Source organism: Pseudotamlana haliotis, assembly GCF_008806375.1.
Lineage (GTDB): Bacteria > Bacteroidota > Bacteroidia > Flavobacteriales > Flavobacteriaceae > Pseudotamlana > Pseudotamlana haliotis.
Window position 1 is genome coordinate 177,763 of the sequence record NZ_WAAT01000004.1, and the last position, 13,236, is coordinate 190,998.

At 35.2% G+C, this 13,236-nt stretch carries 8 protein-coding genes; 6 read left to right on the top strand and 2 right to left on the bottom strand.

Annotated elements, in window-relative coordinates; translation table 11 throughout:
* The first annotated feature begins 2 nt into the window (after window positions 1–2).
* The 4 genes from F6U93_RS01280 (at window position 3) to F6U93_RS01295 (ending at window position 5,024) form a co-directional block, all read left to right on the top strand.
* Entirely contained in the window at window positions 3–572 is a 570-nt protein-coding gene (locus tag F6U93_RS01280) for a GNAT family N-acetyltransferase (RefSeq protein WP_150936066.1), read from the top strand.
* 55 nt (window positions 573–627) lie between these two features.
* The gene (locus F6U93_RS01285; RefSeq protein WP_150936068.1) at window positions 628–1,482 is read left to right on the top strand and encodes a substrate-binding domain-containing protein; all 855 of its coding nucleotides are present in this window, start codon (window positions 628–630) and stop codon (window positions 1,480–1,482) included.
* Between the two features lie 322 nt (window positions 1,483–1,804).
* A complete protein-coding gene (locus tag F6U93_RS14955; protein ID WP_150936070.1) occupies window positions 1,805–3,451 on the top strand; it encodes a polysaccharide lyase family 7 protein in 1,647 nt (548 codons plus the stop codon).
* Between the two features lie 199 nt (window positions 3,452–3,650).
* The gene (locus F6U93_RS01295; RefSeq protein WP_150936072.1) at window positions 3,651–5,024 is read left to right on the top strand and encodes a TlpA family protein disulfide reductase; all 1,374 of its coding nucleotides are present in this window, start codon (window positions 3,651–3,653) and stop codon (window positions 5,022–5,024) included.
* Between the two features lie 140 nt (window positions 5,025–5,164).
* On the opposite strand, the gene F6U93_RS01300 is transcribed toward F6U93_RS01295, so the two are convergent.
* Together F6U93_RS01300 and F6U93_RS01305 are read right to left on the bottom strand one after the other, a co-directional pair.
* Window positions 5,165–7,345: a molybdopterin-containing oxidoreductase family protein gene (locus F6U93_RS01300; RefSeq protein WP_150936074.1), complete on the bottom strand. Its 2,181-nt coding sequence runs from the start codon at window positions 7,343–7,345 to the stop codon at window positions 5,165–5,167.
* Between the two features lie 450 nt (window positions 7,346–7,795).
* Window positions 7,796–9,364, bottom strand: coding sequence for an NAD(P)H-hydrate dehydratase (locus F6U93_RS01305; RefSeq protein WP_150936076.1), 1,569 nt, complete (start codon window positions 9,362–9,364; stop codon window positions 7,796–7,798).
* Between the two features lie 342 nt (window positions 9,365–9,706).
* Here F6U93_RS01305 and thrA point away from each other — a divergent pair, with 342 nt between their 5' ends.
* Entirely contained in the window at window positions 9,707–12,154 is a 2,448-nt protein-coding gene (gene thrA, locus F6U93_RS01310) for a bifunctional aspartate kinase/homoserine dehydrogenase I (protein WP_150936078.1), read from the top strand.
* Between the two features lie 91 nt (window positions 12,155–12,245).
* Entirely contained in the window at window positions 12,246–13,166 is a 921-nt protein-coding gene (locus tag F6U93_RS01315; RefSeq protein WP_150936162.1) for a homoserine kinase, read from the top strand.
* The last annotated feature ends 70 nt before the right edge of the window (window positions 13,167–13,236 follow it).

Genomic DNA, 13,236 nt, shown 5'->3' on the forward strand with positions numbered 1-13,236 from the left:
ACATGAATTTAGATACTTTTTTTGCTTTAGAATTGATTCTTGAGAATCAAACCGTTTTACTTCGTCCGCTCACCATTCAAGACATTGACAGCATAGAAACCATTAGTTATAATAAGGCACTAGGTGAATTTGGTGCTCGTGTAAAAAACAGAAGTGATTTGGAAGGCTATTTCGATTTCTGTTTAAATGCTAAAAAAACTAAAGAATTATATCCTTTAATCATTATTAACAAAGAAAATAACAAACCAATAGGTTTAACCATGTTTGGGAACATTAGTTTTTCTAGTAAAAGATTAGAAATTGGATGGACATGGATTGGCGAAAAATTTCAAGGAACAGGCATAAATGCCATCTGTAAGGCGCTTTTACTTGACTATTGTTTTGATACTTTAAACTTAAGAAGAGTAGAATTTAAAATAGATATTCGTAATATAAAATCTCAAAAAGCTGTTGAAAAATTAGGTGCGGTAAAAGAAGGATTACTAAGGCATTATAACATCCAATCATACGGTGAAAGCGATGGCACCTACTTTTATAGCATCCTCAAGACTGAATGGAAAAAGAGTAATTGATATTTTATTATCTTTAACGAGAAGCTTCAAATTAAAACTATCCCTCGAAACAAATATGAAAACAGTAAATATTGGCGGTGTTCCTGAGCATTTTAATTTAGCTTGGCATTTAACTATAGATTCAGGAGCATATGAAAAACAAGGCATTAACCTAAATTGGATAGATTATCCTGAAGGCACAGGCGCCATGTGTAAAGCACTAAGGTCTGGTGAAATTGACATGGCTGTTATTCTAACTGAAGGCATTATTAAAGATATCATTGCAGGTAACCCAAGTAAAATTATACAAACTTATGTGCAAACACCCTTGATTTGGGGCGTTCACGTTGCACAAAACTCCAATTATAAAACTTCTGAAGATTTAAAAGGTACAAAAGCCGCGATTAGTCGTTATGGATCAGGGTCACATTTAATGGCTTATGTTCATGCTAAAAATCATAATTGGGATTTAAAAACCGATTTAAATTTTGAAATTATTAATGATTTAAATGGCGCTGTAAAAGGTTTAACTGAAGGTGATGCCGATTATTTTTTATGGGAAAAATTTATGACAAAACCACTGGTTGATCAAAAGGTCTTTAGACATATTGGTGACTGCCCTTCCCCCTGGCCTTGTTTCGTGATTGCTGCCCGTGAAGATTTTATTTCTAGTAACAGCTCAACAATAAAAAGCATTCTTAATATTATTAACAATACGACTTCAGAGTTTAAAGATATTCCGAGTATCGATAAAACCATTGCGCACCAGTATAATCAAAAGATTGAAGATGTTCAAGACTGGCTAAAACTTACCGAGTCGTCACAGCAATTAACTGATGAAGCTACGGTGATTGAAGTTCAAAAACAATTGTTTGCTTTAGACATTATTCCTAAAACAGTAGATTATAACAAGTTAACGGCCTTAATTTAAATCATTTAATAATCGCCTTGATTAGTCAGAAATAGATTCGAGACCTCTAAATTGTTGTTGAAAATGAAGACATCTAATTAAATCAAGCTTCTATATAGTCTAGAATAGACTTCAATCATTATAATAAGTTAAAGATTACAAAACCAATCCACCTTAGAATATAATTCCTACAAAAAAGGTGTTTTATCCGATTTTATGCCTCTTTATTCCAAATTTACGTTTGGGAATGTAAGTTGATTTGTATAAATTCGCAAGCGTATAATTGGTCAACCAATTAGGTAAACCAGTTACAACTAAATAAAACGACCTTAATCTAACAAAAATGAAACAAAACTTACAAAACAATAGCATTCGTATGTTATTATGTTTGATGTTTACTTTGGCAATTTCCCAAGTAAATGCTCAAGTGTCAGCAACACAAATCCCAGCAGATTTAATGAGAAACTGTAGCCAATGGAAAATCACTAAACCAGATGGCTCTGAACAAAAACCTCTTTGTGAATACGACAATCAATCTTATTTCTACGTAAACGATACTGATGATGCTATCGTTTTTAAAGTAGAGATTGACAACTCTAATGGCTCGACAGCTAATTCTAACTACATCCGCTCAGAACTACGTGAAAGATTACCTGATGGTAGTTTAGATGTGTATTGGACAACAGCTGGAAGGCATGTGATTTACGTTGAACAAGCTATTACACATTTACCAACTTACAAAAATCACTTAGTAGCCACTCAAATTCATGGTGATAAAGATGCTGGAATTGATGATGCCATGGTATTGCGATTAGAAGGCAAACACTTATTCTTATCTTTTAACGGTGGAAAATTAAGAGAAGAGGTTACCATTAAAACAGATTACCAATTAGGAACAAAGCATGAAGTGATTTTTGAAGTGATTGACGGAAAACACTATTGCTACTACTCTGAAGCTGGTGGATTATTAGCTGCTTATGAAGCTGGAACGGCTTCACAATATCTTATAAAGACAGATAAAGACGATGATGGCAATACCATCCCTGAAAGAAATTACGTTATGGATATAACCTATGATCAGTCGTACTTTAAAGTTGGTAATTACACACAATCTAATTTAGGAAGAGAGGTTCAAGAAGCTGAAGATGACGGAGTAACTTATGATTATAACGCACCTAACTATGGTGAAGTTATTGTATATGATTTTAGTGTAAGACATGGCACCGATGTTGATGGTGGTGGTGTTGGTGGTGTTGATCCACCTGCTCCAGGTACGACAACCCCAAGAGCTGATGAAATTAACATTGTTCATGCTACAGCTTTAGGTACTGAAGTAGGCACTGACAAAGATTACGTTAGTCCGCATTACGCCTATGACGGCGTAGTTAGTAGCGGATACTACTGGACAGGAAATGCAAGTACTGAACCAGAAGTTTCAATTACATTAGATTTAGAATGTACTCGTGATTTAACAGAACTCGGACTTTATTTCTTAAAAGCAAATGAGAGAACCACTAATTTTGATGTGTCAGTATCTGAAGATGGGACAACCTTTACTAATGTTATTTTAGGCCAAGACAGTGCATCCTCAGGGCTTACCGTTGATGATGAACAACTTTTTGATTTAACAGGAAACAAAGGGCGTTATGTGAAAATCACAGGAAATGGTAATAGTGCGGGTTCTGGTTGGACCAGTATTGCTGAAATTAGAATTTATGGTGATAATGCTGATTGCTCAACTTTAAGCACCAATGAAGTTTCCAGTCAAGAAGTGTTTTCATTATACCCTAACCCTGCAAGCACCACAATAAATATTAAGAACTCCAGCGATTTTGACACCCTTACTATTTATAATTTAATAGGAAAAAGAGTGGCGACAAATGCTGTTCAGGGAAATTCAATTGATGTTTCTAACCTAAAAGCGGGTTTATATATATTCCAATTTACGGGACAAGCTAAAACAATTAATAAGCGCGTTGTTATCAAATAATAAAACGCTTAATTAAAAAGTTAAAGAGGCTGTCTGAAAAGTAAGTTTTCTGTTATTCTGAAATCAATTCAGAATGACGAAATTAAATACTTTTCAGGCAGTTTTTTTGTTACCTAAAAACCTCCAAATGTTAATAAAACTCTAAAATACTATAGAGACTAGCTCAAATTATTACATTTGGAAAAATCCAAAATAAAACATGAAAAAACTACTACTTTTAGCTTTAGCTATCACTGCCTTTAGCTGTAACACCGAAAAAAAACCGAATTATGTTGTAATTTCAGGTAAAATCACCAATAAATTACCCACCGAACTTTCTCTTAATACTCAAGATCGCTCTTTTAAAGAGCTATTTAATGTCGCAGCTGACGGCACTTTCTCAGACACTTTAACTGTTGAAGCTGGTTCTTACATATTATATGACACTAAAAACCCTGTTTTCCTTTACCTTGAACCAGGTTATAATATTAATATCAATTATGACACTAAAGATTTTCAAAACTCTTTAGCTATTACAGGTGAAGGCGCTCCTGAAAACAATTATTTAATTGAAAAGATTAACAAAACACGTGAAATAGCAGGTGATAATGCTAGCTTGTATAATTTATCTGAACAAGAATACAAAGACAAACAATTAGCTATAAAAGATTCTATATCAGTTTTACTACATAAAACAAAAGGTGTTTCTAAAAGCTTTATAACAAAAGAAGAAAATGAATTACAATACGCTTATTTAGCGAGTTTAAACATTTACGAAAGAGCTCATGGCTACTTTACTAAAGACACAAATTTTAAAGTTTCTGAAGATTTCTTAAATGATTTTGAAGGATTTGACTATGCTAATGACGCAGACTATAAAGCATCTAAAAGTTATAAGAAAATTGTTGCCGACCACTATGCTTTAAAAATCAATAAATTGGTAACAAATGATAGCTTATCACAAGATGAGGCTTTTTTCCAGGTAGCTCGATCTATTCCTTCGGAAGAAATTAAAAACACGTTTTTATTTGATGTAGCCAACCAAACCATTGGACGCTCGAAAGATATTGAGGCTTTTTATAAAAATTACATGGAAGCTTCTACTAATGAAGAAAACAACACTAAAATCACGGAGAAATACAATCAATTAACGGCTATAGCTAAAGGTAAACCTTCACCTAAATTTGTAGATTATGAAAACTACAATGGTGGTACAACATCTTTAGACGATTTAAAAGGTAAGTTTGTTTATATTGATGTTTGGGCTACATGGTGCGGACCATGTAAACGCGAAATACCATTCTTAAAAGAATTAGAAAAAGGCTATCACGATAAAAACATTGAGTTTGTAAGCCTTTCTATTGATAAAGTTTCAGATCGTGAGAAATGGAGAAAAATGATTGAATCTGAAAATTTACAAGGTGTTCAAATCTTAGCCGATAACGATTGGAAATCTCAATTTGTAAAAGATTACCAAATTCAAGGCATTCCAAGATTCATTTTATTGGATACCGAAGGAAATATTGTAGATGCAAATGCACCAAGACCATCAGATCCTAAATTGGGTGAATTATTAACTGAATTGAATATATAATTAGACGTTAATTTCTAGTTTTTATAAATTATAAAGGCTGTTTTATAGGTGATATTTCATCTTTAAAACAGCTTTTTTTTTATGCAATAAAATGGTTCCTTCTGTAAATAACAAACGGTTACCATCACTCCATCTTTAATTTACACCTTTGCTACTTGAACACGACAATCCTGAAGGGCCGCACCTCCACCCCATTTCTTTATGTCCGTCAATAAGTCATCTGTAAGGTTGTTGGATGCCTGGCCACCTTTAACCAATGAAGGCCAAAATCCATGTGGCATGCATACTACACCTGGACGAACGCTTAACGTTACTTTAGCTTCTAGAATTACTTTGCCACGCTGATTGAATGCCATCAATTCATCTCCATTTTGGATGTCTCTTATTTTTGCATCAACCGGATGTATGTCAAGCCATAGACGACCTTCTTTTTCCTGGAGGTGCTTGACATTAGCGAGCGAGGAGTTATGAAATCCTTTCGTATTCTTAATTGTCAATAGCTGCAGTGGATAATCGTTCTTATCTCCTTCCGTGTAGACCACCTTCTTGTAAGCTGGAAGACCGCTACTTGGACTAATAAATTCGCATTTGCCACTAGCTGTTCCAAAGTTACCTTTTGCATGAGGTAAAAATGGTTCAGGAATCTTATAACGAACCCAACCATTTTTTTGCATATACTCAAAATCAACTCCCTCTAAATAGGGATGGTCAGTATCAAAAGCTGATTTTACAATATCCTTGTCGGTTTCTTTGAAGCACGCCTCGGTATAACCCATTTCCTGTGCCATCAAACGGAAGAATTCGCTATTAGGCTTAGCATCACCCCGCGGTGCAATTGCTGGTTGATTAATGTTGACATACACTTGTCCCCAAGAATCCCCAATATCCCAATGCTCAAGCTGTGTTGTAGCAGGGAATAAATAGTCTGCATACTTTGCAGTCTCGGTCATGAAATGCTCTAATACCACCGTCAGTAAGTCCTCGCGCTCAAGTCCTTTTTTTGTCAGGTTTGCATTGGGTGTTGTAACCATCGGATTTGAATTATAAATAAACACCGATTTTATTTTGGGATTAAGGTCGGGGTTATTGAGCAGTTGTCCAATCTGAACCATATTGAGTTTACGCTTTGGTTGTGTTGGCATTTGACGATGATAGTTTAACCTTTCCCAATTGAGAGCCTGACCACTTATCTCAAAAGTCAAATGCATCAAACCTCCACCCTGTTTACGCCACGCTCCAGTTAACGATGGTAAAATTGCCACTGCTCTGGTAGCGTCTCCTCCATTGTAATTGTGTTCAATCCCCACAAGAATACGGATCAATGAAGGGTCGCCTTTGGCATACTCATGGGCCAATTGAATAATATCCTCTTCCAGCAAACTTGTTATACCTGAAACGCTTTTAGGATCGTAGAGTTTGACATGTTCTTCTAATTCTTTATACCCCGAGGTGTAATTATCAATATAATCTTGATCTACCAGACCTTCATGAATTATCACATGCATCATTCCCAAAGCCAATGCGACATCTGTACCAGGTAATGGCTGTATGTGCCAGTCGGCTTCTTTGGCTGTAGCCGAAACAAAAGGATCTATCACAATAATTTTCGCTCCAGCTTCCCTTGCTTTTAAAACGAAAGGCCATTGATGCACATTTGAATTTTTAGTATTTGTACCCCACAGGATTATATATCTACTATAAACCATATCTTCCGGAAGCACTCCCAGCACAGTACCGTTTACTTCAAAGTTGGCGGGAATCACAGCACCTCCACAAATCGTATGGGCAATATTAGAAGCTTCCATTCTGGCAAAAAAGCGGCTACTCATTACGGTTTTTTGCACGATACTTTGTGTGCCCATATATCCATGAGAAAGGACTGATTCACTGCCGTGCTTGGCAATCGTTTCTTTGAGTTGAACTCCCACTTCACTGATGGCCTGTTTCCAACTAATAGGTTCAAATTTCCCTTCTCCTTTTTCACCTACTCGCTTCATCGGGGTGAGCAACCTATCGGGGTGATAAGTAATATCTTCAGGAAAGGTTTCCATCTTAACACACAGCTTACCTGCTGTAAAGGGATTCTCCTTGTCACCACCAAAAGAAACAATTTTACCATTTTGTACCTTTACTTCCCAACTACAGGAATCAGGACAGTCTCTTGGACATACACCATGAAAATTGGAAGCTTCTAAATAATTAACGCTAGTTGAGCCGAACATAATATTAGGTAAACCAGAAACTAAGGGAGCACTAGCAATACATTTAACTCCTAGCTCAACAAACTTACGCCGTGTCATCTCATTTTTTTTCTCACCCATAACCTAAATTATTTAGTTTCTACTAATTAAAACACCAGTTTACTGACAATCAATCATTTAAAATACAAAATATAAAAATGAATTTCAGTTTTTTTATGTAAAGATTCAATTGAAAGTGTTCTTTTTACAGGGATAGTACAAAACGTTAAGCCTAATTACAAAAGTTAATTAACAGTAATTTACTGTGAAATTCACACCTTAAACTAACAATTATTTCAAGTGTTTTATATCAAGCAATTTTATTTATTTAAGACTTTGATTGAACTAACAATAAATTGGATAGGCCTTGCCTTGGTTGAGTTCACATATGGACCTAACAATTTATTTTTCTGGGAGTTTAATTACATGATGATAATCTCAAACCCTCTAGTAATTTATACTAAAACACTTATAGAAATACCCAAAAGTACTAAGGACTAATTTTGAAATTATTATTTCAACTTAGACTGATTAAACTTCTTTTTTATTTACTTCATTTTCCGGCTTTTTTTCCACTACAGCTAGTTCAGGTTCTTTAAACAAATCTAAAAAAGCATCACCTAAAAATTCAATCACATGACTGGCTCTTAAACTTTGAAATCCAAATTGATTTGCAGCGATATCAGCCGATGTTCCGTGCAAATAGACCCCAAAAATCGCGGCAACTGATGGATGATACCCTTGAGCAAGTAATCCCGTAATAACACCTGTTAACACATCACCACTGCCTGCTGTAGCTAATCCTGGGTTTCCCGTAGTATTAATGTAAAGTTTATCATTAAAAACTGTCACACTATAAGCCCCTTTAATAATTAAAATCACTTGGTGTTTTTTAGTAAAGGCTTTTACTTTATCTAGCTTTTCAAAATCATTTTCCCATGTACCAATCAAACGTTCCAATTCCTTAGGATGCGGGGTTAAAATTGAGTTTTCTGGAAGATATTTTAATAAGTTTTTCTTTTTGGACAAGATATTTAAACCATCAGCATCAATAACTAACGGGGTCTTATTAGTTTTCAAGAAAGTTTCAAAAGCAGCTATAGTAGCCTCATCAGTTCCTAGTCCTACCCCGACACCAATCACATTAGGCTTAATATCAAAATTAATATCGGTTATTTTTTCCTCGTGACTATCAGTAATCACCATAGCCTCAGGAAATGCCGTTTGAAGCACTGTATAACCACATTTAGGAATGTATGCTGTAACCAAACCAGCCCCTGAACCTAGAGCCGCTCTAGCCGCTAAAGTAACGGCACCTATTTTACCGTAACTACCTCCAATTATTAATGCGTATCCGAAATCACCTTTATGAGCAAACTTTTCTCTAGGGATAAAATTGGGTAAAACTTCAACTTTTGTAATTAACTCGGCACCAGTTTCAGTAGTTTGTAAAAATTCTTGGTCTAATCCTATATCTAAGACCTCCCATTGCTCGGTAAATTTTGCCGTATCTGGCAAAAAGAAAACCAATTTGGGCGATGCAAAACTTAAAGTAAAACCAGCCCAAACGACGTCGTTTTCATTTTCGACAGGTTTATCGGTAAACAACCCTGAAGGCACATCAATTGACAAAGTGAAAGCCTGACTTTTTCTAAAATGCATGAACAATGCCTTAACCCATTGGGTCACCGGACGGTTTAAGCCAATACCAAAAATAGCATCAACAATAATATCTTTGGCATCAATTTCTGGGAAATCTTCGGCATCATGAATGGGTTCAGGCCACTCCTTAGTCACACCTTTAAGCCGCTCATAATGTGCCAAGAAATCACCACTACGCTTATTATTATAATCAACAATATAGGTCTTCACATGATAACCGTGTAAAATTAAATGACGAGCTAAAACCAGGCCATCACCCCCATTATTTCCTATACCACAAAATATATGAATTGGCACTGGAGCGCCCTGCATGCGCATATGCATCCAATTGAAAATTTGTAATCCTGCGCGTTCCATTAATTCTACCGAACTAATTTTCTGTCTTCCGGAAGTTAATTTATCACCAAGGTAAATTTGATCTTTTGAAAATATTTTCATCTTAAATTTTATTGTGGATTTTTCAGTACTTATTAAGGTTTGTCGATTTTTTTTTACGAAAGCCCATTCAATATAAGAATACTGTAAAAAGATTATTAAAGTTTTTTTATAAGCTTAAAAATAATACTTTTGAACTGTACTATGTAATTATAATGAATCATTTCAACCAAAATATGAACACAATAAATTCCTTTTCAACAATTGGAATGGTGTCTACTTTTGGAACAACTACAAATACTACAACCCTTTGGGGTTGCTAATTACATACTCTTCGGTCAACATTTGTGATTTTTTAAATCGCAACAAATCAATTATTATTTTTAATTATCAATTCATTAAAAAATGAAGGTTTTAAAATTTGGTGGAACTTCAGTAGGTTCTGCAAAAAACATAAATAAAGTTATAAGCATTTTAGAAAATTACGGTAAAATAGATACTGTAATTTGTGTGGTTTCTGCCGTTGGTGGTATTACAGACAAACTGCTTCTAGCTGGAAAACAAGCACAAAACAAAGATCAAGCTTTCTTAGAAACTTTTAAAGGCATTCAAGACAGACACTTTGATATTATAAAGGCGCTAAATCCAGAAAACAACGAAGGGATTTTAAACTATGCTGATGAGAAATTAGATAGTTTAAAGAGCTTATTAGAGGGGATTTTCTTAATTAACGAATTATCACCAAAAACATCAGATAAACTGGTAAGTTATGGTGAGTTATTATCCTCTTTCATTATTGCTGAAACGATTAAAAACAGAGGGCTTTCAGCTGAAAGAAAGAATTCTCAAGAACTTATTGTTACCAATTCAAATTTCACAAAAGCTGAAGTAGATTACAATATCACGGATAAAAACTTCCAAGATTACTTTAAATCTGCGCCGCAAACCATTACTATTCTTCCTGGTTTTATTTCAAAATCTAAGGCTGGGGAACAGACTACTTTAGGTCGTGGTGGTTCAGATTTTACTGCGGCAATTATTGCTGCGGCATTGAAAGTTTCACAATTAGAAATTTGGACAGACGTTAGTGGAATGTACACAACTAACCCAAAATTAGTGAAACAGGCCTACCCTATCGATAAAATCTCATACCAAGAGGCTATGGAATTATCGCATTTTGGTGCTAAAGTTTTATATCCACCAACAGTACAGCCGGTTTTAAACTTGGGCATTCCTATTCATATTAAAAATACCTTAGAACCAGAAGCTGAAGGAACCATAATTTCTAATGATAAAACTAATTCTGTTGCACCTGTAAAAGGAATTAGCAACATCAGTAACATTGCCCTACTCACTTTAGAAGGCAGTGGCATGGTTGGTATTCCAGGGTTCTCAAAGCGTTTATTTGAAACTTTATCGCAAGAGAAAATTAATATCATCATGATTACGCAAGCCTCTTCAGAGCATTCTATTTGCTTAGGTATTGAAGAAAAAGATGCTGAAAATGCTAAAGTTGTCATTGATGAAGAATTTGAAAACGAAATTGCCTTAAATAAAATTGAGCCTATCATAATTGAAACAGGCTTATCGATTATCGCATTGGTTGGTGACAACATGAAAAACCACCAAGGTATTAGCGGTAAAATGTTTAGTAGCTTAGGAAAAAACAACGTGAATGTTAGAGCGATTGCTCAAGGGGCTTCAGAAAAAAACATCACAGCTGTCATTGCTGAAAATGATATCAAGAAAGCTTTAAACACTTTACACGAACAGTTTTTTGAAACCAATACCAAACAACTTAATGTATTCATTACAGGTGTTGGAAATGTTGGTGAACGTTTGGTTGAGCAAATCCACCAACAAAAGAAATTCTTAAAAGAGAATTTAAAAATTAAAATGCGTGTGATTGGTTTATCCAATTCAAGAAAGATGCTTTTCAAAGAAGATGGTATCGATTTAACCAATTGGAAAGCGCAATTAGAAAAAGATGCTGAACCAGCAACTTTACAAAGCTTCTTTGAAAAAACAAAAAGCTTAAACTTACGCAACAGCATTTTTGTTGATGTTACAGCCAATAAAGATGTAGCCGATTTATACGCTCAGTATTTAAGAGAAAGTATTGGTGTTGTGGCTTGTAATAAGATTGCCTGTTCTAGTGATTTTGAAAATTATAAATTACTGAAACGATTATCGTTAAAATACAGCGCCCCTCTACTTTTTGAAACCAATGTTGGTGCAGGATTACCAATTATTGATACCCTAAATAACTTAATAGCTTCAGGGGATAAAGTGAACTCGATTCAAGCCGTTTTATCAGGTAGTTTAAACTTTGTATTTAACAACTTCAACGATACCACTAAATTTTATGATGTTGTAAAACAAGCTGGTGCTGAGGGCTATACAGAGCCTGACCCAAGAATTGATTTAAGTGGTGTTGATGTAGCGCGTAAGATTTTAATTCTTGCTAGAGAAAGCGGTGTTGAAATGAATTTGGAAGATATTGAGAACAAATCGTTCTTATCTGAAGCTGGATTAAAAAGCGATACAGTAGCAGATTTCTACGAGACTTTAATTAAAGACGAAGACCATTATCAGGCTTTATACGCTTCCGCGAAAGCGAACAATTGCCAGTTAAAATATGTGGCGTCATTTGACAATGGTAAAGCGAGCGTGAGCTTACAGGAAATTCCTGAAGGACACCCTTTCTATAACTTAGAAGGAAGCGATAACATCGTGATGTTCTACACACAACGTTACCCAAAACAACCAATGATTATTAAAGGTGCCGGAGCTGGTGCCGATGTTACAGCTTCTGGGTTATTTGCTGATATCATTAGAGTTGGTAATAATTAATTATTAGGTTTAAAAAACTATAAAAATAATGTTACACGAAAGAAGTTCTAGTTACTGCTCTAGTGCTGCCGAAAATTATTTAGTAGATAGTATGAATGAAATAAAGATATTTTCACCAGCAACGGTTGCTAATGTGGCCTGCGGTTTTGATGTGTTGGGTTTTTGCCTGGACAGCGTTGGAGATGACATGGTTGTTAGAAAGGTTGAAAAAAAAGGCATTCATATTACACGTATTGAAGGTTTTGATTTGCCTTACGAAGCTGAGCTAAATGTCGCTGGCGTTTCTGCTTTAGCCATGTATGAGGCTATTGATGTAGATTTCGGATTTGAAATTGAAATCTATAAAAACATCAAACCAGGAAGTGGTATTGGTAGTAGCGCTGCAAGCGCAGTAGGTAGTGTTTTTGGAATGAACGAGCTTATTGGGCGTCCGTTTAACAAAACGCAACTTACAGCATTTGCTATTAAAGGCGAAGCTTTAGCTAGTAAATGTGAGCATGCCGATAACCTCGCTCCCGCTCTTTTTGGTGGATTTACACTTGTTAAAAGCGTAAAACCTTTGAAGATTTTAGAAATTCCTTCGCCAGAAGATATCTATGCCACTATTATACACCCGCAAATAGAAATTAAAACCTCAGAATCTAGAGCGATTTTACCAAAAGAAGTTGCTTTAACTGATGCTATTTCACAATGGGCTAATGTGGGTAGTTTGGTACATGCTTTACATACTTCAGATTACGAATTAATTAAAGATTCGTTACATGATGTGATTGTAGAACCGCATAGAAGTCAGTTGATCCCACATTTTAACGAAGTGAAAACTGCCGTTTTAAACACTGGAGCTTTAGGTTGTGGGATTTCTGGATCAGGCCCATCTATTTTCACCTTAAATAAAGGTTTAGAAACCGCTAATAAAGTTAAAGAGGCCATGGAAAGTATTTATTCGAAAACAGATATTGATTTTGATATTCATGTATCTCCGATTAATACTGAAGGGGTTAAGATTAAATAAAGAGTGATGATTTAGCGCAATATACTCGTCACCCCTGAACTAGTTTCAGGGTCTCACAAGTTAAATAAAC